The organism is uncultured Alsobacter sp., assembly GCF_945952055.1.
GTDB lineage: Bacteria > Pseudomonadota > Alphaproteobacteria > Rhizobiales > Beijerinckiaceae > Alsobacter.
Genome location: NZ_CAMFHB010000009.1, coordinates 31,036 through 50,748 on the forward strand (window position 1 = coordinate 31,036; position 19,713 = coordinate 50,748).

Here is a 19,713-nt window from a genome sequence, read left to right on the forward strand (position 1 = left end):
GCGGCGCGCCGGTTTAGCGCGCTCCTGCCCCCGACGGCAATTCCTCTTCGGGCGATGGGGTTTCAGGCCGGCAGCGGATGGCCGGGCATGAGGGCGTAGGGATGCACCCAGCCGGGCAGGGCGCGCATGCGCTCGCGCCACGCCGACAGTGCGGGATACGCGGCCCAGTCCATGCCGGTCTCCTCGTCGTAGAAGGCGTAGCCCGCGAGCGAGAAGTCGGCGATCGAGGGCTTCGCGCCGAGCACGAAGGGCTTCGCCTCGAAGTGCTTGTCGGCCACGGCGAAGGCGGCCTGGGCGCGCATCCGCAGGAACTCGGTCACGGGGCTCTCGCCGCTCTTCTGGAGGCCCACCAGGAAGCGCAGGGTGGCGTAGTAGCTGGTGAACTTGTGATTGTCCCACAAGAGCCAGCGCAGGGCCTCGTAGCGCTCCTCCGCACCCTCCGGCGCGAAGTGGCCCGTGTGCTCCGCGAGCCAGGTGAGGATCGCGCCCGACTGCGAGTAGCGCCTGCCGCCATGCTCGAGGACGGGCACCTCGCCCATCTCGCTCACCTGCTCGCGCCAGGCGGCCGCGCGTGTCTCGCCCGCCTTGAAATAGTCGACCCAGCGCGGCGTCCACGGCAGGCCCGCAGCCTGCAGGTAGAAGGCCACCTTGTAGGCGTTTCCGGACTGCGCAAAGCAGTGCAGCGTGTACTGGGACATCGCGTCTGTCCTCTCCCTCGGGGACGCCGATCTTGGTCGCCCGTGGCGCATCCCACAAGTCGCGACTGTGCGACGAAAGAGGGTGTGGACGCGGCCCCGCATCGCGCCATGATCGACCCTGCGGCTCATGCCCTCGCGCGGCACGGACGCCAACGACACCACGCCCGGGAAGAGCGCCCGCATTCGTCGTTGCAGAGGTCTTCCGATGGGACGTTCCGCCGCCATGTCGTCGTCGCTCCGCGTGCTCGGTGCGGAGGACCTCGCATCCCTTCGCGAGCACCTCCTGCGGCTCGACCACGCGAGCCGCAGAAGCCGCTTCGCGATGCCCGTCGACGACGCGTTCCTCGTCGCCTACGCGTCGTCGCTGATGCGGCCTCTCTGCTTCGTGCTGGGATGGTTCGACGAGGGCACTCTGCGTGCGGCCGGCGAGCTTCGTCTGATCGAAGGCAGGATCGCCGAAGCCTCCTTCTCGGTGGAGCCCGCATGGCGCGGCCGCGGCGTCGGCTCGCAGCTCTTTCGCCGACTCACCGACGAGGCTCGCGAGCTCGGCGTGAGGCGTCTCTACATGAGCTGCCTCGCAGAAAATGTCGCGATGCAGGGTCTCGCGAGAAAGTTTGCCGCAGACCTGGTTTTCAACGCGCCCATGGTGTGCGACCTGCACGCAGAGCAGCATCGCGACGCCTTGGTGACAACCTCAGAACACTCTGAAAATGAAAAGGAATTCGCGACTGCGATCATGCGCATCGGGCCGCGCTGGCTGCCTCTTCCGAAGCGTCGCGCTTGACAAGACTAGCCCCTCGACGAGCCCACTTTCGCACAGCCGATGAGGCAGTAATGTCGAAAAACTTGTGGCGAATACTCTTTTTTCAGCTTTAGTTTCCACGCTCATCGTGTGTCGCCCGATTCGGAGGATATCCCCATGGCGAAGACTGCGAAGACCACGAGTGGCGTAAAAGAGTCCAAGCCGGCAGCGAAGCCCGCTGCTGCACCGAAGGCAAAGGCTGCTGCGAAGGCGCCGGCTGCGAAGGCTCCGGCGAAGGCCGCTGCCCCGAAGGCCGCCGCTCCCAAGGCTGCTGCCAAGCCGGCTGCTGCCCCCAAGGCCGCTGCTGCGAAGGCGCCTGCCAAGGCCGCTGCCCCGAAGGCTGCTGCTCCCAAGGCCGCTGCTCCCAAGGCTGCTGCGAAGCCTGCCGCGAAGCCCGCCGCTGCCCCCAAGGCCGCTGCGAAGCCCGCTGCTGCTCCCAAGGCTGCTGCGAAGCCCGCCGCTGCCCCGAAGGCCGCTGCGAAGCCGGCTGCCAAGGCTGCTGCCAAGCCGGCTGCGAAGCCTGCCGCGAAGGCCCCGATGAAGGTGGCCGCGAAGGCTGCTGCGAAGCCCGCCGCCAAGGCGTCGAAGGCGAAGTAAGACGTTGGGAGCCGGCCCGCTGGCCGGCACCTGCATCGCCTGAACCAAGACATGAAAACGGCGTCCTCGCGGACGCCGTTTTCATTTGTGGGCCATGCGGAAGAGAGCGTCGCTCAGAACTGGCGAGCGACCATCATCTTCTTGATTTCGGCGATCGCCTTGGCCGGGTTCAGGCCCTTCGGGCAGGCCTTCGCGCAGTTCATGATGGTGTGGCAGCGATAGAGCCGGAACGGGTCCTCGAGATTGTCGAGACGCTCGCCGGTCGCCTCGTCGCGCGAGTCGATCAGCCAGCGATAGGCCTGCAGCAGCGCCGCCGGTCCGAGGTAGCGATCGCCGTTCCACCAGTAGCTCGGGCAGCTCGTCGAGCAGCAGGCGCACAGGATGCACTCGTAGAGTCCGTCGAGCTTCACGCGGTCCTCGGGGGACTGCTTCCACTCCTTCTCGGGCGAGGGGCTCGAGGTGTGCAGCCACGGCTCGATGGAGGCGTGCTGGGCGTAGAAGCCGGTGAGGTCCGGCACCAGGTCCTTCACCACCGGCATGTGCGGCAGCGGGTAGATGCGGATCGTGCCCTTCACGTCGTCCATGGCCTTGGTGCAGGCCAGGGTGTTCGTGCCGTCGATGTTCATCGCGCACGAGCCGCAGATGCCCTCGCGGCACGAGCGGCGGAAGGTGAGCGTGGGATCGATCTTGTTCTTGATCCAGATGATCCCGTCCAGGATCATCGGGCCGCAATCCTCGCGGTCCACCCAGTAGGTGTCGATGCGCGGATTGCTCTCGCCGTCCGGATCGTAGCGGTAGATGCGGAACTCGGTCAGCGCCTTGGCCCCCTGGGGCTTCGGCCAGACCTTGCCCTCGACGGGGCGGGAGTTCTTCGGGAGTGTGAGCTGGACCATCGCTGAACCGTTCCCTCAGTACACGCGAGCCTTGGGCTCGATGTACTGGATGTCGTTGGTCATCGTGTAGGTGTGGACCGGCCGGTAATCGAGGACGACGGCGTGCTTCGTCTCGTCGATCCAGGCCAGGGTGTGCTTCATCCAGTTCTTGTCGTCGCGATCGGGGTAGTCCTCGCGGGCCTGGGCGCCGCGCGACTCCGTGCGGTTCAGCGCACCCTCCATCGTGACCACCGCCTGGGTGATCAGGTTGTCGAACTCGAGGGTCTCGAGCAGGTCCGAGTTCCAGATCAGCGAGCGGTCGGTGACGCGCACGTCGGCGGTCCCCTTCCACACCTCGGTGATCAGCTTCTGGCCCTCGGCCAGAACCTCGCCGGTGCGGTAGACGGCGCAGTTGCTCTGCATCGTCTTCTGCATGCGGTCGCGGAGCTCCGCGGTCGACGTGCCGCCCTTGGCGTTGCGGAAGTGGTCGAGGCGCGACAGCGCGAGGTCGGCGGAGTTCGCCGGCAGCTCGGCGTGCTTCTCGCCGGGCGTGACGATCTCGGCGGCGCGCATGCCGGCCGCGCGGCCGAACACCACGAGGTCGATGAGCGAGTTCGAGCCCAGGCGGTTGGCGCCGTGCACGGAGACGCAGGCCGCCTCGCCGATCGCCATCAGGCCGGGCACCACCGTGTCCGGATCGCCGCCGACCTTCGTCAGCACTTCCCCGTGATAGTTCGTGGGGATGCCGCCCATGTTGTAGTGCACCGTCGGCAGCACCGGGATCGGCTCGCGGGTCACGTCGACGCCGGCGAAGATCTTGGCGCTCTCCGAGATGCCGGGCAGGCGCTCGTGCAGGATCTTCGGATCGAGGTGGTCGAGGTGCAGGTAGATGTGGTCCTTGTTCTTGCCCACGCCGCGCCCGCCACGGATCTCCATGGTCATGGCGCGCGACACCACGTCACGCGAGGCCAGGTCCTTCGCCGAGGGCGCATAGCGCTCCATGAAACGCTCGCCCTCGGAGTTGGTGAGATAGCCACCCTCGCCGCGCGCGCCCTCCGTGATGAGGCAGCCCGCGCCGTAGATGCCGGTCGGGTGGAACTGCACGAACTCCATGTCCTGCAGCGGCAGGCCGGCGCGCAGCACCATGGCGTTGCCATCGCCGGTGCAGGTGTGCGCCGAGGTGGCCGAGAAGTAGGCGCGGCCGTAGCCGCCCGTGGCCAGGATCACCATGTGCGAGCGGAAACGGTGGATCGTGCCGTCGTCCATCTTGATGGCGACGACGCCGCGGCAGCGGCCGTCCTCGTCCATGATCAGGTCGATGGCGAAGTACTCGATGAAGAACTCGGTCTGGTTGCGCAGCGCCTGGCCATAGAGCGTATGCAGGATGGCGTGGCCCGTGCGGTCGGCTGCGGCGCAGGTGCGCTGCGCGGTGCCCTTGCCGTAGTCCGTCGTCATGCCGCCGAAGGGGCGCTGGTAGATCTTGCCCTCGTCGGTGCGCGAGAAGGGCACGCCCCAGTGCTCGAGCTCGTAGACGGCGGCCGGCGCGTTGCGGCACAGGTACTCGATGGCGTCCTGGTCGCCCAGCCAGTCCGACCCCTTCACGGTGTCGTACATGTGCCAGCGCCAGTCGTCCGGCCCCATGTTGCCGAGCGCCGCCGAGATGCCGCCCTGGGCGGCCACGGTGTGCGAGCGGGTGGGGAACACCTTGCTGATGCAGGCCGTGCGCAGGCCGGCCTGCGAGCAGCCCACCGTTGCGCGCAGTCCGGCGCCGCCGGCGCCGACGACGACGACGTCGAAGGTGTGGTCGGTGATGGGATAGGCCGCGCCGAGGGTCGAGGGGGCGGCGACGCCGTTGGTTCCGTTGGCAGCCATGGTCAGGCTCCGAAGCTCAGCTTGAGAAGCGCGAAGGCGCAGGCGAACCCGACGGCGATCGCGAAGAAGATGTTCAGCGCGAGGAGCACCAGTTTCGGCAGTTCCTCGTGGACGTAGTCCTCGATGATGACCTGCATGCCGATCTTCATGTGGATCGCGCCGGACACCACGAAGAGAAGCATGAGCAGCGCGACGAGGGGATGCGACAGGGTGGCCACCACGGCCGCGTGCGGCTTGCCGATGACCGAGAGCAGCACGACCACGAAGGCCAGGGTGAGCGGCACCTGCGCGAGCGCGGTGATGCGCTGGCGCCAGAAGTGATCCGTGCCGCTGCCGGCCGAACCGAGCCCGCGGACCCGCTTGAGGGGAGTGATGATGGAACGACCGGACGTCTCGGACATCGGTGCCTCCTCAGCGCACGGCGTAGGCGACGATCCACACCAGGATCGTCAGGACGATGGAGCCGCCGAGCGTCATCTTGGCGAGGGTCTCGCGGGCCTCGGGACCGAAGCCGCGCCCCGTGTCCCAGATGAGGTGGCGGATGCCGCCGAGCATGTGGTGCAGCAGCGCCCAGGTGTAGCCGAACAGGACGATGCGGCCGAGGAACGAGCCGAGCACCGCCTGGGCCACGTCGAAGTTCGCCTTGCCCGAGGCGGCGGCGATCAGCCAGAAGGCCAGGATCACCGTGCCGAAGTAGAGCGCGGCGCCCGTCACGCGATGGACGATGGACATCGTCATCGTCAGCATGGGGCGATAGATCTGCAGGTGGGGGGAGAGCGGACGCTCGATGCGGAGCTTGGAGTCGGCCATTCGCCTTCTCATTTTGCGCTGTTGTGCCCGGGAAGGGCGACTTCTCGGCCTGTTTCGTAGCGAATGTGGCCCCCCTTCGCAATGCGATAAGCTATGATCCATTCGACGGATTCGGGTTCCCGGGAGGCATGGCGCGGCGATGGCGCGGGCACGGCGACGAGCGCAAGCGGGGCTGGATGAGCCGGCCGAGGCGGCCCCGCGACCCCGCCGCGAGCGCGCGGAACGCCTCAGCGCGACAGAACGCCGCGAACAGATCCTGGCGGAAGCGTCCCGTTTCTTCGCTGAATCGGGCTTTTCGGGGACCACTCACACGCTCGCCGACCGCCTCGGCATCCGCCAGGCGCTGATCTACCGTTATTTCACGTCCAAGGAGTCGCTGGTCGAGGCGGTGTTCCACCGGGTCGCCGCGGGCCGATGGACGCTGGACTATCCCGCCATCCTCGCCGACCGCGGCCGTCCGCTCGAGGATCGCCTGTGCGAGGTCTATCGCCTGCAGGCCGAGCAGGAGGATGGGCTGGGCCTGCGGCTCTTCGTCCGCGCGGCGCTGGACCGCTACCCCGTCCCCGCGGCCAGGGGTGCGACGCTGACGTCAAGCATCCTCGAGCCGGTCGTGGGCGAACTGCGCCACGAGGCGCGCCTGCCGGGCCTCGACCGCACGCCGATGTCCCGGGGCGAGCGGGAGCTCGTGATGCTCCTGCACGGGGCGGCGATGTTCCGCGCAATCCGCGAGCACGTCTACGGCGCGCGCATGGACGACGACGCGGGCGAGATCCTGCGCCTCTACGTGACGACGTTCCTCGCCGGCGCCCGCGAGACCATCCGCAGGCTGCACAGGATGCCGCCGGCCGTGACGCCCGGCATTCTTCGTCAAGGACGGACGAGCAGCGCGGTGAAGAGGCCCGCGTGAGGATCGGTCCTGCTGGACCGACCCGCGGAGCAACGCATCTGCCCAGCGTGGCATCGACAAACGAAAAACCCCGCCGGGCTTGTTATCGCCATGGCGGGGTTGCCCCTCGCGGGGTCTTGAGGCTCAACGGCAGGAGCCGAGAGCGATCGCCGCTAATGTGTGCCGGGCGTAGTAATTGTCAAGTGACCGAGCCCCAAAGCAAACAGCACTCCGCGCCGGACCTCCGCGAAGGCATCCTGCGGCAGCTTCGGATGCAGATAGCGCCTCCGCCCGTCATGCCCGCGCTTGGTCTGGAAGAGGTCGAGTCTGCCGAACGCCACGGTCCCGACCATGTCGCATTTCGCCCAGAACGTCCGCTCGCCGAACGGGTCCGGAAGCGGCTCCGGAAGGTCGACCTTCACGACGTAAGGAACCGCATGAAGCGGCGGGGTGCCCGAGAGTGGCACGACGGTACACAGTCCGTCGCGGTGAGGAAGGCGAGGCGACACGATCACCACGGGACGTCGCTTGACCATCTCAGGCGGCACGAACCCGCCCATGCCATAGTCGCACAGCAACACGGTCCGTGGGCTGACGGAAAGCTTGATTGGCATGGGCCCGAACGGCTCGACGAGGATAAATAAAAGATCGGCGAGACAATCCGCCGATCTTAGTCTCACGTCGAAATCGGGCAACAGCGAAGATGAACTGCGTTAGTTCCCCTTGCCGGCCTTGCGTCCGGCCAGCCGCAGGACGGAGCCGCCCTTGTCGAGCCCGCCGCGGGCGGCGGTGGCATCGCAGTTGGCGATGAAGTCGGCGATCCGCGGGGCGATGTCGGCGCGGAAGCGCGAGCCGTTGAAGACGCCGTAGTGGCCGACCTTCGGCTGCAGCCAATGGACGCGCAGCTCGTCGGGAATGTTGGGGCACAGGTCGTGTGCGGCCTGCGTCTGGCCGACGCCGGAGATGTCGTCCTTCTCGCCCTCGACGGTCATCAGGCCGACACGGCGGATGGCGGTGAGGTCGACGGGCGCGTCGCGGTGCATCATCTCACCCTTCGGCAGGGCGTGGTCGACGAACACCGTCTCGACGGTCTGCAGGTAGAACTCGGCCGTGAGATCCATCACGGCGAGGTACTCGTCGTAGAAGTCCCGGTGCTTCTCGGCCGAGTCGCCGTCGCCTTCGACGAGGTGCTTGAACATCTCGCCCTGGGCTTCGAGATGCCGGTCGATGTTCATCGCCATGAAGCCGGCGAGCTGCAGGAAGCCCGGATAGACGTCGCGCATGAAGCCCGGGTTGGGCAGCGGCACCTTGACGATGCAATTGCGGCGGAACCACTCGATGCCGCGCTTCTCGGCGAGCAGGTTCACCTCGGTCGGCGACTTGCGGGTGTCGATGGGCCCGCCCATCAAGGTCATGGAGCGCGGCGTGCGGGGATCGTCCATCGCCTCCATGCGGGCGATGGCCGCGATCACCGGCACGCTGGGCTGGCAGACCGCCATCACGTGCACGTCGGGCCCGAGCAGGCGCAGCATGCCGATGACGTAGTCGATGTAGTCGTCGAGATCGAAGCGGCCCTCGCCGAGCGGCACGTTGCGCGCATCGACCCAGTCGGTGATGAAGACCTCGTGGGTGGGCAGGAAGGCCTCCACCGTGCCGCGCAGCAGCGTCGCATAGTGGCCGGACATCGGGGCGACGATCAGAAGCTTCGGCTGGCGCGCCCGCATCTCGCCCAAAGCGCGGTCGAAGTGCAGGAGCTTGCAGAACGGGCGCTCCCACACGACGCGCTCCATCACGGAGACGCGCTGGCCGCCCACGAGCGTGGTCTCGAAGCCGAACGTGGGCTTGCCGTAGCGGCGCGTGGCGCGCTCGAACAGCTCGCACGCGGCCGTCATCGAGCGGGCCATCTGCGTCTGCGAGACCGGATTCAGCGGGTTGGAATAGAAGATCCGGGTGGAATCGGCGAGCGCGCGGGCCGGAGCCAGGAAGGCATGGGCCGCCTCGTACCACACGTAGAGGGGCAGCTGCATGGGGAACTCTCCTGTCTGAGGCGCCGCGACTGTGGGCATCGTGCCGCAAGCTTAACCACCAAAACCTTTTCCACAATCCTTCGAAGGTGAAAGATCCGTGACATTCCCATGGGTGAAATGAGTGATCCGTTTGCCGCCAATGCCCGAAAACATGGCAGGGTTCCAGCTCCGCTGTCCGGCAGGATCGCGCTCGGGCGCCCGGCGTCGCGGCGTTCCTGCGGCGAGACGCCCCCTCGAACCGGGCCGGACGGCACGCTAGGAACACGCAATGCGCATGCCCGACGCCCTCGACTTCGGTACCGGTGCCAGCCGCCTGCGGGTCGGCACGCTGGTGCGTCTGCGCTGGCTGTCCATCGGCGGACAGCTCGCGGCGGTGCTGGGCGTCGCCTTCGGGCTCGGCTTCCCGATCCCTCTTCTGGCCTGCCTTTCGGTCATCGTGGTGTCGGCCGCGCTCAATGTGAGCATCGGGATGCTCTATCCCGTCGGGCACCGCATGTCGGACGGCGGGGCTTCGCTGCTCCTGGGCTACGACATTCTCCAGCTGGCGGCCCTTCTCTACCTGACCGGAGGCCTCGAGAACCCGTTCTCGATGCTGTTCCTGGCCCCGGTCATGATCTCGGCCGCCGCATTGCCGCCCCGACGGACCCTGTCGCTGGGCGTGCTGGCGATCACCGCGGCGACGCTGCTCGGGTTCTGGCACGAGCCCCTGCCCTGGACGCCGGGCGAGCCCCTGAGCCTGCCGCCGCTCTACCGGGCCGGCATCTGGTCGGCGATCCTGCTCGGCCTTGCCTTCATCGGCGTCTACGCCTGGCGCGTGACGCAGGAAGCGCGCGAGCTGGCGCAGGCGTTGGCGGCGACGGAGTTCGTGCTGGCTCGCGAACAGCACCTGTCTCAACTCGATGGGCTCGCCGCAGCCGCCGCCCATGAGCTGGGCACGCCGCTGGCCACCATCGCCCTCGTCGCCAAGGAGCTCGGCCGCAGCGGTCCGAAGGAAGGCCCGATCGCCGACGACATCGCCCTGCTCAGCCAGCAGGTGGCCCGTTGCCGCAGCATCCTCGGCAAGCTGACCTCGCTGGGCAACGAAGACGCGGCCGTGCTCGACAGCATGCGGCTCAGCCTCCTGATCGAGGAGGTCGCCGGTCCGCACCGGCCCTTCGACGTCGACATCGTGGTCGACGTCAGGGGCGAGGGGACCGAGCCGGTCTGTCGCCGCAATCCGGGGCTGATCTACGGTCTCGGCAACCTCATCGAGAACGCCGTCGACTTCGCCCGCGAGCGCGTGCTCATCGACGCGCGCTGGGATCGCGACAGCGTGACCGTCGAGATCCGCGACAGCGTGACCGTCGAGATCCGCGACGACGGCCCCGGCTTTCCGCCCGACGTGCTGGCCCGCCTCGGCGAGCCCTACGTGACCACGCGCGGCGGCCGCCGGGCCAAGTCCGAGGAGGGGTCGGGGATGGGCCTGGGCATGTTCATCGCCAAGACCCTGCTGGAGCGTTCCGGTGCGTCCGTGTTCGCCGGCAACGCCTCCGACGGCGGCGCGTCGGTCGCGGTCCGCTGGTCGCGCTTCTCGTTCGAAAGGGGCCTCGTTCCGCCCGCTTCGGCGCTAGAACCCGGATTTCCCCTGTGAAATAGGCCAAAAGTGAACCGGTGGACGCGCCCCTGCGTAAGACGCATGGAGGTTCCCAATGATGTTGTCCAGCGTGTCATCTTCCCCCGTCTCCCAGGTCCCCCCGACCGACAAGTCCCTGCTCATCGTCGATGACGACCGGGCCTTTCTCACGCGGCTGGTCCGCGCCATGGAGGCCCGTGGCTACGTCGTGACGGCCGCCGAATCCGTCGCCGACGGGCTCGCCGCGATCGCGCGCGAGGCGCCGGCGTTCGCCGTCATCGACATGCGCCTTGCCGACGGCAACGGTTTGGACGTGCTCAAACAACTGGGCGAGGTTCGGCCCGACGCCCGTGGCATCATCCTGACCGGCTACGGAAACATCGCGACGGCCGTGTCCGCCGTGAAGCTCGGCGCCTACGACTACATCGCGAAGCCTGCCGACGCCGACGAGATCGACGCCGCGCTGCAGTCGACGGGCGAGGACCGGGCCATGCCCCCGGAAAACCCGATGTCGGCCGACCGGGTGCGGTGGGAGCATATCCAGCGCGTCTACGAACTGTGCGGCCGCAACGTCTCGGAGACGGCCCGGCGCCTGGCGATGCACCGGCGCACCCTGCAGCGCATCCTGGCCAAACGCGCCCCGCGCTGAATTTCCAAATCGTGCATGGAACGCGAAGGCCACGCCTCGCGTTGACGGCCCGATCCAGCGACGGCTCGCGTCGTGAGATCTCGACGCGGAGCCAGCGCAGGATGAACGACACGGCCGGGACGGCACCAGGGGACGCGAGCGTCTCCGGGCCGTCCATTGACTATGTGGCCCTCTTTCGCCGGGCGCCGAACCCCTACGTCCTGCTCGATCCCGAGCTTCGCATCATCGACATGAACGAGGCCTACCTCGCCGTGACGATGAGCAAGCGCGAGGCTATCGTGAGGCGAAACCTCTTCGAAGCCTTTCCGAACGAAGGCACGGTCAACGATCCGTCGGTCGCGCTCGTGCGCGAGTCGCTCCTCAAGGCCCTGCAGCAGGGCACGGTCGATCACCTCGCCGTCGTGGAGTACCAGATCGAAAGCCCCGCGGGCCCCGAGCGACGCGTCTGGAGCGCGACCCACACGCCGATCCTGGATCAGGACGGGCGGGCGGTGTTCGTGATGCAGCATACCCAGGACATCACCGAGATCACGAGGCTGCGCCGGCGCGTGGACGACCGCTCTCCGCTGGAGACGGCCATCCTGGGCCGGGCGCGTGCCGTGCAGGCCCGCAACGCCGACCTCACCGCCGAGGCGTCGCGCCTGCGCACCCTCTTCGACCAGGCGCCAGGCTTCATGGCGGTGCTGCGCGGGCCCGATCACGTCTTCGAGATCGCCAATGCCGCGTATCTGCAGCTGGTCGGCCGGCGGGACATCGTCGGTCGCAGCGTCGCCGATGCGCTGCCCGAGATCGCGGGCCAGGGCTTCATCGAACTCCTCGACGAGGTGCGCGACACGGCCAAGCCCTTCGTGGGGCACGGCGTCACGGCGCGCCTCCGTCGCGCGCCCGACGCACCGCTCGAGGAGCTGGTGCTGGACCTCGTCTACCAGCCCATCGTGGGCGACGACGGGCAGGTCGCCGGCATCTTCGTGCAGGGCCACGACATCACCGTGCAGATGCGGGCAGAGTCGGCGCTTCGCGAGCTCAACGAGACGCTGGAAAACAGGGTCGCCCTGCGCACGGCGGAGCTCGAGCAGGCGCGCGCCGCGCTGGAATCGGTCAATGCCAATCTCGAGAACATCGTTGCGGCGCGCATGGTCGATCTGCAGGCCGCCAACGAGGAGATCCAGCGGTTCGCCTACATCGTGAGCCATGACCTGCGCTCGCCGCTGGTCAACGTCATGGGCTTCACGAGCGAGCTGGAAAGCATCCGCCAGACCATCACCGACCACTTCGGCGGAGCCGACGGGCGGGCCCTTCCCGAGACCGTGCGGGTCGCGGTGGAGGAGGATCTTCCGGAGGCCATCGCGTTCATCCGCAGCTCGACCCAGCGCATGGACTGGCTGATCGGGGCCATCCTGAAGCTCTCGCGTGAAGGCCGCCGGGTGCTGCAACCCGAGCTCGTGCCGATGCGGTCGCTGGTCGAGGCGTTCCAGACCGTCCTGGCGCACCAGCTCGACGAACACCCGGCCGTCCTGGATACCCGCGACATGCCCGACGTCGTCAGCGACCGCATGGCGATCGAGCAGGTGTTCGGCAATCTCGTCGAGAACGCCGTGAAGTATCTTCAGCCGGGCAAGCCCGGCCTGATCGTCGTGCGCGGCTGGGAGGACGGTCCCAACCTGCACTACGCGATCGTCGACAACGGCCGCGGCATCGACCCGCGCGATTTCGACCGCATCTTCGACCTGTTCCGGCGCGCCGGCGCCCAGGACGTTCCCGGCCACGGCATCGGCCTCGCCCACACGCGGGCGCTCGTGCGCAGGCTGGGAGGCACCATCACCGTCTCGTCGGAACCGGGACAGGGCTCCACCTTCGTGGTGACCCTGCCGCGTGTCCTGACCGCGTCAAACGAGGAGGCCGCGTAAATGGCCAGTTCCCCCCATCCCGTCACCATCATCATGGTGGAGGACGACGACGGCCATGCCCGGCTGATCGAGAAGAACATCCGCCGCGCCGGCGTCTGCAACGAGATCCGCCATTTCGTCAGCGGCAATGCGGCCTGCGACCACCTGTTCGGCGATCCGACGCATGACCACGGCCCCATCCTCGTGCTGCTCGACCTCAACCTGCCGGACATGAGCGGCACGGAGATCCTGGCGCGCCTCAAGAGCGACGAAACGCTGCGCCGCGCACCCGTGGTGGTGCTCACCACCACGGACGACCAGCGCGAAATCGAGCGTTGCTACGATCTGGGATGTAATGTCTACATCACCAAGCCGGTGGAATATGAGAGTTTCGCCCAGGCCATCCGGCAACTCGGCCTGTTCCTCTCCGTGATGCAGGTACCGGAAGTCCCTTGACCGAAGCCGAGACGCCGGGCCCCGTGCGCCTGCTCTACATCGACGACGATCCGGGACTGGGCCGGCTCGTCGAACGAAGGCTCGCCCGCCTCGGCTTCGCGGTGACGCACGTGGAGGACGGCGAAGCCGGGCTGGCCAGGCTCGCCTGCGGCACCTTCGACGTCGTGGCTCTCGACCACTTCATGCCGACGCGCCAGGGGCTCGACGTGCTCGTCGACATCCAGGCCCTCGCCGAGCCTCCCCCCGTCGTCTACGTCACCGGCTCGGAAGAGGGACGGATCGCCGTGGCGGCCCTGAAGGCCGGTGCGGCGGACTACGTCATCAAGGACACCGCCGGCATCTTCATCGACCTGCTCGGCCAGGCGGTGACGCAGGCCCTCGAGCAGCAGCGGCTCCGGCGCGACAAGGCGGCCGCGGAGCGCGAGATGCGGGAGGCGCGGGAGCGGGCGGAGATCCTGCTGCGCGAGGTCAACCACCGCGTCGCCAACAGCCTGCAGCTCGTCGCCTCGCTCGTGTCCATGCAGCAGAAGACCGAGGGCCTGGACCCTGTCGCCCGCGAAGCGCTGGTCGAGGCCCAGAACAGGATCCACGCCATCGCGCAGATCCATCGCCGCCTCTATACCTCCGAGGACGTCCGCTTCGTCGCCATGGATGCCTATCTGTCCGGGCTCGTGGAGGAGCTGGAGGCGGCCATGAAGGCGGCCGGGCGCGAGCATACGATCATGCTGCGGGCCGAACCGGTCCGCGTGGGCACGGACCGCGCCGTGTCGGTGGGCGTGATCGTGACGGAACTCGTCACCAACGCGTTCAAATACGCCTATCCGCAGGACGTCCTCGGCGACATCCGCATCAACCTGTCGCGCCGGGGCGAGCAGTGCCGCCTCGAAGTGGAGGACGACGGCATCGGCCTTAGCGGCGAAGCCGCCCCCAAGGGAAGCGGGCTGGGCACGCGCATCGTGCGCGCCATGACCGCGACGCTGGGCACCACGATCGCCTACGAGGCGCGGCCGGTGGGGACCCGCGCGGTCCTGACCTTCAGCCTCTGACGTCCTTCAGCCTCGCGCGCGGTGCCGGCCGCCAGGGCGCCGTGCTCTCCCGGCTCAGCAGTTCCACCGGCAACCGGATCGCGTGATCGTCGGGGGTGCTCGTGCCGTCGAGCATGCGCAGCAGCACCTCGGCGCCCCGCCGCCCGATCTCCTGTCGCGGCTGGCGCATCGTCGACAGGACGGGATCGAGGTAGTCCACCTGGTCGATGCCGTCGAAGCCGACCACCGACACGTCGCCGGGAACGCGCAGGCCCGCCCTGCGCACCACCTTCATCAGCCCCATGGCGATCTCGTCGCTGGCGCAGAACACCGCCGTCGGCCGGTCGGGGATCGCCAGGAACCGCTCGCCGGCGGCCATGCCGCTGACGAAGCTGAAGCGGGCGCCGGCATCGCCCTCGACCCTGACGATGTCGTGATCGGCGATGCCCGCTGCGAGCGCCGCGGCACGGAACTGCGTCCAGCGGGCCGTGTCGACCACGCTGCCCTTCGGTCCGGCGGCATAGGCGAGCCGGCGATGACCCAGCGACGCCAGGAACCGGCCGGCCTCGCGCCCGCCGGCCTCGTCGTCGGCGCAGACGTCGGGGATGGACGGATGCCCGATCGGGGCGCACAGGGAGACGATGGGCAGGCCGGCTTCCACGAGCGTGCGCCCATGGCTGCCGGGAATGTAGCCGCACAGGAGGATGATCGCGTCCACCTGCCGGGCGAAGGCCAGCTCGACGAGACGGGACTGGTTGCCAGGCGCGCTGTCCAGGTTGCCGATGATCACTCCGTAGCCCGCCGGCGCGAGGGCGGTGTCCACCCCGCGCAGGACGTGGGAGTACATCTGGTTGGCGATGCTCGGCACGACCACGAGCACCATCTGGGTGCGCTGGGTGCGCAGCATGCGCGCGCTCGAGTTCGGCGTGTATCCGCAGGCGCGCACGGCCTCCATCACGAGGGCGACCGTCTCCGCCCGCACGCTGTCCGGCTTGGCCAGGGCCCGGCTCACGGTCGCGGTGGAGACACCCGCACGCGCGGCGACGTCAGCAATGGTGGCGGTCCGCGCGCCCTGTCCGGTCTTGTCGCTCACGCCTGCGTCTCCATTCCCGTCCAGGCTATAGCCCGGATCTTCCTGCCGCATTCTTCTTGCTGCAGCGCAGCAACGACGGCCTCTTGACAGACCATCGCGCGGACTTCACTCTCGCTCCAAATTGTAATCGATTACAAGGGCGACGGCAAACGTCCCCTGCCAGCGGGAGGAAACCCATGAAGCATACAGCATCCGTCGTTGCGCTTGCCCTCGGCCTCGGCTGGGCCGGCACCGCCTTCGCGCAGGACAAGGCCGAGGTGATCCACTGGTGGACCTCGGGCGGCGAGTCCGCGGCGGTGAAGGTGTTCGCCGACATGTACACCAAGGGCGGCGGCACCTGGGTCGACACCGCGATCGCCGGCGGCGCCAATGCGCGCACCGCGGCCATCAACCGCACGGTGGCCGGCACCCCGCCCACGATGATGCAGTTCAACACCGGCAAGCAGTTCGACGAACTCGTCGAGAACAACCTGCTCAACGACGTCGACGCCGTCGCCGCCGAGATGAAGTGGAAGGACAAGATCCCGGGCCCGATCCTGGCCGCCACCACCCGCAACGGCAAGATGTTCGCCGTTCCGGTGAACATCCACGGCCAGAACTGGCTGTTCTTCAACACGGAGGTCCTCAAGAAGCTCGGCGCCGAGGAACCCAAGACCTTCGACGATCTGCTCGTCGTCCTGGAGAAGGCGAAGGCCGCCGGCCTGATCCCGCTGGCCTTCTCGGGCCAGAAGACCTGGGAGCGCGGCCTCTTCAACACCGTCATGGTCGGCGTGGGCGGTCCCAAGCTGTGGATGTCGGTCTACGGTGACAAGGATCCCAAGGCCCTGAAGTCGCCGGAGTTCAAGCAGGTCGCCGAGACCTTCGCAAAGCTGCGCAACTACGTCGACGCGGGCGCGCCGGGCCGCAACTGGAACGACGCTACCGCGCTCGTCATCCAGGGCAAGGCCGCTGGCCAGATCATGGGCGACTGGGCCAAGGGCGAGTTCATCGCCGCCAACCAGACCGCCGGCAAGGAATACGGCTGCGTCGTCCTGTCGAAGGCGGGTGGCGGCTACCTGATGGGCGGCGACGTCTTCGCCTTCCCGAAGACCAAGGACGCCGCGCAGCAGAAGCAGCAGATCGTGCTGGCCAAGATGCTGCTCGACCCGGCCACGCAGGTCGAGTTCAACAAGAAGAAGGGCTCGATCCCGGTCCGCACGGACGTCGACACCTCGTCGATGGACATCTGCGCCCAGAAGGGCGCGAAGATGGCGGCCGACCCGGCCCAGCAGGCGCCCGCCATGGAGCTCCTGACCGCGCCGGCCGTGACGGGTGCGGTCGAGGACGTGATCTCCTCCTACTGGAACACCCCGGCCCAGACCGTCGACCAGTTCGCGGACAAGTTCGCCGCGGCGCTCAAGACCCTCTGATCCTGCACTGATGCCGGCCCGCGCGTTCGCGCGCGGGCCGTGCGTTCCGCCGCCGTCGTTTCCCTCGCGCGTGGATCCGTCCGATGCTCGCGATACGGCCTCGCCTTGCCTCGCGACTGGCGGCCTGGGTGGCACTGTCCCCCGCGCTGGCCGTCCTGGTCGTCGTCTATATCGGCTGCACCACCTGGACGATCTGGATCTCGATGACGGCATCGCGGATGCTGCCGAGCTCCAATTTCGTCGGCCTGCGGCAATACGAGGCGCTCTTCGCCAACGAGCGCTGGACCGTCTCGGTCTCCAACCTCGTGATCTTCGGCACGATGTTCATGATCGCGAGCCTCGCGCTCGGCTTCCTGCTCGCGGTCGCCATCGACCAGCGGGTGCGCGCCGAGAACCTGCTGCGCTCGATCTTCCTCTACCCCTTCTCGATGTCCTTCGTGGTCACCGGCCTCGTCTGGCAGTGGGTGTTGAACCCCACCTTCGGCATCGAGCGCATCGGCAAGAACTTAGGGTTCGCCGACTTCAAGTTCGACTGGATCGTCCGTCAGGACATGGTGATCTACTGCCTCGTCTTCGCGGCCGTCTGGCACGCGGCCGGGCTGGTGATGGCCATCATGCTCGCCGGCCTGCGCGGTATCGACGAGGACATCTGGAAGGCCGCCCGCGTCGACGGCCTGCCCACCTGGCGCGTCTACGTGTCGATCGTGGTCCCGATGATGGGCGCGAGCTTCGCGACCGCCAGCGTGCTCATGGCCACCAGCGTCGTGCGCCTGTACGACCTCTCCGTCGCCATGACCAACGGTGGGCCGGGCATCGCCTCCGAGGTGCCGGCGAAGTTCGTCATGGACCACCTGTTCGAGCGCCAGAACATCGGGTTGGCCACCGCGGCCGCGACGTCGATGCTGATCACCGTCGCCGCCGTCGTCGGACCCTTCCTCTATTGGCAGAGCCGCCGACGGGCTGCTGCGGGAGCGCACTGATGGTCGCCATGGTCGAACCCACCGGCCCGCGCCCGCGCCCGCTCACGCCGGCACGCATCGGGCTCTACGCCTTCCTCTTCATCTCGGCCCTGTTCTTCCTGGTGCCGCTCTACGTGATGATCGTCACGTCGCTGAAGACCATGCCGGAGATCCGGCTCGGCAATCTCCTGGCGCTCCCCTCCGCACCCAGCATCGAGGCGTGGGTCAAGGCCTGGTCGTCGGCCTGCACGGGCCTCACCTGCAACGGCATCAGCGTCGGCTTCTTCAACTCGGTGAAGATCCTCGTGCCCTCGGTGATCGTCTCGATCGCAGTGGGGTCGCTCACCGGCTACGCCCTGTCGTTCTGGCGGGTGCCTGTGGCCGGCATCCTGTTCGGCGCGCTGATGACCGTGGCCTTCGTGCCGTATCAGATCTTCATCTATCCGCTGGTGCGCATCTTCGCCTCGGCGGGCATCAGCAACTCCCTGCCGGCGATCGTCATCATCCACACGATCTTCGGCCTGCCGACGATGACGCTCCTGTTCCGCAACTACTTCGCCTCGCTGCCGATCGAGCTCTTCAAGGCGGCGCGTGTCGACGGCGCGGGCTTCTTCCGGATCTTCTGGTCGGTCATGCTGCCCATGGCCACGCCGATGCTGATCGTCGCCGTCATCCTGCAGGTCACGGGCATCTGGAACGACTTCATCCTCGGGCTCGTCTTCGCCGGCCGCGAGAACCTGCCCATGACCGTGCAGCTCAACAACATCGTCAATTCCACCCAGGGCGAGCGCACCTACAACGTGGACATGGCCGCCACGCTGCTCACCGCGCTCGTGCCCCTCGTCGTCTACTTCGCCTCCGGTCGCTGGTTCGTCCGGGGCATTGCCGCCGGAGCCGTGAAGGGATGAGCGCAGCCATGACCCAGGCCTCCTCGCAGGCCATGAGCCACGCCGCCACCGACAAGCGGTGCGACGTGTCCGTGAAGGACGTCGAGATCAGCTTCGGGCGCCACGTGGTGCTGGAAAAGCTGTCGCTCGACATCGCCCAGTCCGAGTTCATCGTGCTGCTGGGCCCGTCCGGCTGCGGCAAGTCCACGCTGCTCAACGCCATCTCGGGCCTGCTCGACGTCAATGCCGGGCAGATCTGGATCGGCGGACGCAACGTGACCTGGGAGGAGCCCAAGGACCGCGGCATCGCCATGGTGTTCCAGTCCTACGCGCTCTACCCCCGCATGAGCGTCCGCGAGAACATGTCGTTCGGGCTGCGGGTCGCCGGCATGCCGGCCAACGAGATCCAGAAGCGCGTCGCCGATGCGGCGACGATGCTCAAGATCACGGAGCTCCTGGATCGCAAGCCCTCGCAGCTTTCCGGCGGCCAGCGCCAGCGTGTCGCCATCGGCCGTGCGCTGGTGCGCGATGCCGGCGTCTATCTGTTCGACGAGCCGCTTTCCAACCTCGACGCCCAGCTGCGCGCCGAGCTGCGCGTCGAGATCAAGCGCCTGCACCAGCGCCTCCGGGCGACGATGATCTACGTCACCCACGACCAGATCGAGGCGCTGACGCTGGCCGACCGCATCGCGGTGATGAAGGACCGGGTCATCCAGCAGCTCGACACGCCGCAGAAGATCTACCGCGAGCCGGTCAACCGCTTCGTGGCATCCTTCGTCGGCTCGCCGGCGATGAACTTCATGCCGGGCCGGGTCGAGCGCGGCGCCACGGGCGCCACCTTCTCCCTGGGCGACCTGTCGATCCCGATCCAGGGCTATCCGTTCAAGTCGCCGGGGCTCACCGGCGCGGCCGTTCTCGGGATCCGTCCCGAGCACGTGCTGTCCGGCGCCGAAGCGGGCCCCAACGCCTTCAACGCCCAGGTCGAAATGGCCGAGCCGATGGGTGCCGACACGCTCGTCTGGTGCCGCACGCCATCGGGCGCCAGCTTCTCCGTGCGGGTCGACAGCGGCCCGTCCATCGCGCCCGGCGACACGCTGCCGGTTTCCTTCCCCGTGGGCACGCTGTCGCTGTTCGAGGAAGGCCCCGACGGCCGCCGCCTGTAATCCCCAGGAC

The 19,713-nt window shown here is 68.0% G+C and carries 20 protein-coding genes; 12 read left to right on the forward strand and 8 right to left on the reverse strand.

The features are described from left to right. Nucleotides 1-62 precede the first annotated feature (62 nt). Entirely contained in the window at nucleotides 63-698 is a 636-nt protein-coding gene (locus tag Q0Q47_RS09110) for a glutathione S-transferase family protein (protein ID WP_293857730.1), read from the reverse strand. A 223-nt stretch (nucleotides 699-921) separates the two neighbouring features. Here Q0Q47_RS09110 and Q0Q47_RS09115 point away from each other — a divergent pair, with 223 nt between their 5' ends. Next, nucleotides 922-1,482 (forward strand): GNAT family N-acetyltransferase, encoded by a 561-nt coding sequence (locus Q0Q47_RS09115; protein ID WP_293857733.1) that lies wholly within the window; start codon nucleotides 922-924, stop codon nucleotides 1,480-1,482. 135 nt (nucleotides 1,483-1,617) lie between these two features. Continuing rightward, nucleotides 1,618-2,097 carry a hypothetical protein gene (locus Q0Q47_RS09120; RefSeq protein WP_293857736.1) on the forward strand — a complete coding sequence of 160 codons (480 nt, stop codon included), beginning with the start codon at nucleotides 1,618-1,620 and terminating at the stop codon, nucleotides 2,095-2,097. Between the two features lie 113 nt (nucleotides 2,098-2,210). Here the strand turns inward: Q0Q47_RS09120 and Q0Q47_RS09125 are convergent, their stop codons facing one another. The 4 genes from Q0Q47_RS09125 to sdhC are packed head-to-tail and all read right to left on the reverse strand — an operon-like array spanning nucleotide 2,211 to nucleotide 5,651. Beyond that, nucleotides 2,211-2,990 carry a succinate dehydrogenase iron-sulfur subunit gene (locus Q0Q47_RS09125; protein WP_293857739.1) on the reverse strand — a complete coding sequence of 260 codons (780 nt, stop codon included), beginning with the start codon at nucleotides 2,988-2,990 and terminating at the stop codon, nucleotides 2,211-2,213. Nucleotides 2,991-3,005: 15 nt separating this feature from the next. Beyond that, nucleotides 3,006-4,841, reverse strand: a complete 1,836-nt coding sequence (gene sdhA / locus Q0Q47_RS09130; RefSeq protein WP_293857742.1) for a succinate dehydrogenase flavoprotein subunit — start codon at nucleotides 4,839-4,841, stop codon at nucleotides 3,006-3,008. A 2-nt stretch (nucleotides 4,842-4,843) separates the two neighbouring features. Continuing rightward, the gene (gene sdhD, locus Q0Q47_RS09135; protein WP_293857745.1) at nucleotides 4,844-5,242 is read right to left on the reverse strand and encodes a succinate dehydrogenase, hydrophobic membrane anchor protein; all 399 of its coding nucleotides are present in this window, start codon (nucleotides 5,240-5,242) and stop codon (nucleotides 4,844-4,846) included. Between the two features lie 10 nt (nucleotides 5,243-5,252). Beyond that, complete coding sequence (sdhC, locus tag Q0Q47_RS09140; protein WP_293857750.1) at nucleotides 5,253-5,651, reverse strand: succinate dehydrogenase, cytochrome b556 subunit; 399 nt, start codon at nucleotides 5,649-5,651, stop codon at nucleotides 5,253-5,255. Between the two features lie 139 nt (nucleotides 5,652-5,790). Between sdhC and Q0Q47_RS09145 the strand changes: the two genes are divergently transcribed. Next, nucleotides 5,791-6,558, forward strand: a complete 768-nt coding sequence (locus tag Q0Q47_RS09145) for a TetR/AcrR family transcriptional regulator (protein ID WP_293857753.1) — start codon at nucleotides 5,791-5,793, stop codon at nucleotides 6,556-6,558. A gap of 152 nt (nucleotides 6,559-6,710) precedes the next feature. Here the strand turns inward: Q0Q47_RS09145 and Q0Q47_RS09150 are convergent, their stop codons facing one another. Together Q0Q47_RS09150 and Q0Q47_RS09155 are read right to left on the reverse strand one after the other, a co-directional pair. Further along, complete coding sequence (locus Q0Q47_RS09150; RefSeq protein ID WP_293857756.1) at nucleotides 6,711-7,232, reverse strand: type II toxin-antitoxin system PemK/MazF family toxin; 522 nt, start codon at nucleotides 7,230-7,232, stop codon at nucleotides 6,711-6,713. A gap of 18 nt (nucleotides 7,233-7,250) precedes the next feature. Continuing rightward, nucleotides 7,251-8,564, reverse strand: a complete 1,314-nt coding sequence (locus Q0Q47_RS09155) for a polyhydroxyalkanoate depolymerase (RefSeq protein WP_293857759.1) — start codon at nucleotides 8,562-8,564, stop codon at nucleotides 7,251-7,253. A gap of 268 nt (nucleotides 8,565-8,832) precedes the next feature. Between Q0Q47_RS09155 and Q0Q47_RS09160 the strand changes: the two genes are divergently transcribed. The 5 genes from Q0Q47_RS09160 to Q0Q47_RS09180 all read left to right on the forward strand — a co-directional run bounded on the left by Q0Q47_RS09160 (nucleotide 8,833) and on the right by Q0Q47_RS09180 (nucleotide 14,213). Beyond that, entirely contained in the window at nucleotides 8,833-10,194 is a 1,362-nt protein-coding gene (locus tag Q0Q47_RS09160) for an ActS/PrrB/RegB family redox-sensitive histidine kinase (protein WP_293857762.1), read from the forward strand. Between the two features lie 58 nt (nucleotides 10,195-10,252). Then, nucleotides 10,253-10,825 carry an ActR/PrrA/RegA family redox response regulator transcription factor gene (locus Q0Q47_RS09165; RefSeq protein ID WP_293857765.1) on the forward strand — a complete coding sequence of 191 codons (573 nt, stop codon included), beginning with the start codon at nucleotides 10,253-10,255 and terminating at the stop codon, nucleotides 10,823-10,825. Between the two features lie 101 nt (nucleotides 10,826-10,926). Next, nucleotides 10,927-12,732: an ATP-binding protein gene (locus tag Q0Q47_RS09170; RefSeq protein WP_293857768.1), complete on the forward strand. Its 1,806-nt coding sequence runs from the start codon at nucleotides 10,927-10,929 to the stop codon at nucleotides 12,730-12,732. Next, nucleotides 12,733-13,167, forward strand: a complete 435-nt coding sequence (locus tag Q0Q47_RS09175; RefSeq protein ID WP_293857771.1) for a response regulator — start codon at nucleotides 12,733-12,735, stop codon at nucleotides 13,165-13,167. It abuts the gene before it with no gap. After that, nucleotides 13,164-14,213: a histidine kinase dimerization/phosphoacceptor domain -containing protein gene (locus tag Q0Q47_RS09180; RefSeq protein WP_293857774.1), complete on the forward strand. Its 1,050-nt coding sequence runs from the start codon at nucleotides 13,164-13,166 to the stop codon at nucleotides 14,211-14,213. Before Q0Q47_RS09175 ends, Q0Q47_RS09180 begins: the two co-directional genes overlap by 4 nt. Here the strand turns inward: Q0Q47_RS09180 and Q0Q47_RS09185 are convergent. Continuing rightward, nucleotides 14,203-15,285, reverse strand: coding sequence for a LacI family DNA-binding transcriptional regulator (locus tag Q0Q47_RS09185; protein WP_293857777.1), 1,083 nt, complete (start codon nucleotides 15,283-15,285; stop codon nucleotides 14,203-14,205). The two genes, Q0Q47_RS09180 and Q0Q47_RS09185, sit on opposite strands and share 11 nt — an antisense overlap. Before the next feature lie 176 nt (nucleotides 15,286-15,461). Between Q0Q47_RS09185 and Q0Q47_RS09190 the strand changes: the two genes are divergently transcribed. The 4 genes from Q0Q47_RS09190 to Q0Q47_RS09205 all read left to right on the forward strand — a co-directional run bounded on the left by Q0Q47_RS09190 (nucleotide 15,462) and on the right by Q0Q47_RS09205 (nucleotide 19,703). Further along, a complete protein-coding gene (locus Q0Q47_RS09190; RefSeq protein ID WP_293857780.1) occupies nucleotides 15,462-16,694 on the forward strand; it encodes an ABC transporter substrate-binding protein in 1,233 nt (410 codons plus the stop codon). A 128-nt stretch (nucleotides 16,695-16,822) separates the two neighbouring features. Then, a complete protein-coding gene (locus Q0Q47_RS09195) occupies nucleotides 16,823-17,674 on the forward strand; it encodes a carbohydrate ABC transporter permease (RefSeq protein ID WP_293857783.1) in 852 nt (283 codons plus the stop codon). Then, entirely contained in the window at nucleotides 17,674-18,561 is an 888-nt protein-coding gene (locus Q0Q47_RS09200; protein WP_293857786.1) for a carbohydrate ABC transporter permease, read from the forward strand. Before Q0Q47_RS09195 ends, Q0Q47_RS09200 begins: the two co-directional genes overlap by 1 nt. 32 nt (nucleotides 18,562-18,593) lie before the next feature. Next, nucleotides 18,594-19,703 carry an ABC transporter ATP-binding protein gene (locus Q0Q47_RS09205; RefSeq protein WP_293858110.1) on the forward strand — a complete coding sequence of 370 codons (1,110 nt, stop codon included), beginning with the start codon at nucleotides 18,594-18,596 and terminating at the stop codon, nucleotides 19,701-19,703. Nucleotides 19,704-19,713 lie beyond the last annotated feature (10 nt).

Coding starts and splice junctions, on each gene's coding strand:
- Q0Q47_RS09120 (WP_293857736.1), top strand. CDS start 1,618: ATGGCGAAGACTGCGAAGACCACGAGTGGCGTAAAAGAGTCCAAGCCG.
- Q0Q47_RS09110 (WP_293857730.1), bottom strand. CDS start 698: ATGTCCCAGTACACGCTGCACTGCTTTGCGCAGTCCGGAAACGCCTAC.
- Q0Q47_RS09155 (WP_293857759.1), bottom strand. CDS start 8,564: ATGCAGCTGCCCCTCTACGTGTGGTACGAGGCGGCCCATGCCTTCCTG.
- Q0Q47_RS09205 (WP_293858110.1), top strand. CDS start 18,594: ATGAGCCACGCCGCCACCGACAAGCGGTGCGACGTGTCCGTGAAGGAC.
- Q0Q47_RS09170 (WP_293857768.1), top strand. CDS start 10,927: ATGAACGACACGGCCGGGACGGCACCAGGGGACGCGAGCGTCTCCGGG.
- sdhA (WP_293857742.1), bottom strand. CDS start 4,841: ATGGCTGCCAACGGAACCAACGGCGTCGCCGCCCCCTCGACCCTCGGC.
- sdhD (WP_293857745.1), bottom strand. CDS start 5,242: ATGTCCGAGACGTCCGGTCGTTCCATCATCACTCCCCTCAAGCGGGTC.
- Q0Q47_RS09160 (WP_293857762.1), top strand. CDS start 8,833: ATGCGCATGCCCGACGCCCTCGACTTCGGTACCGGTGCCAGCCGCCTG.
- Q0Q47_RS09125 (WP_293857739.1), bottom strand. CDS start 2,990: ATGGTCCAGCTCACACTCCCGAAGAACTCCCGCCCCGTCGAGGGCAAG.
- sdhC (WP_293857750.1), bottom strand. CDS start 5,651: ATGGCCGACTCCAAGCTCCGCATCGAGCGTCCGCTCTCCCCCCACCTG.
- Q0Q47_RS09200 (WP_293857786.1), top strand. CDS start 17,674: ATGGTCGCCATGGTCGAACCCACCGGCCCGCGCCCGCGCCCGCTCACG.
- Q0Q47_RS09115 (WP_293857733.1), top strand. CDS start 922: ATGTCGTCGTCGCTCCGCGTGCTCGGTGCGGAGGACCTCGCATCCCTT.
- Q0Q47_RS09165 (WP_293857765.1), top strand. CDS start 10,253: ATGATGTTGTCCAGCGTGTCATCTTCCCCCGTCTCCCAGGTCCCCCCG.
- Q0Q47_RS09175 (WP_293857771.1), top strand. CDS start 12,733: ATGGCCAGTTCCCCCCATCCCGTCACCATCATCATGGTGGAGGACGAC.
- Q0Q47_RS09190 (WP_293857780.1), top strand. CDS start 15,462: ATGAAGCATACAGCATCCGTCGTTGCGCTTGCCCTCGGCCTCGGCTGG.
- Q0Q47_RS09145 (WP_293857753.1), top strand. CDS start 5,791: ATGGCGCGGGCACGGCGACGAGCGCAAGCGGGGCTGGATGAGCCGGCC.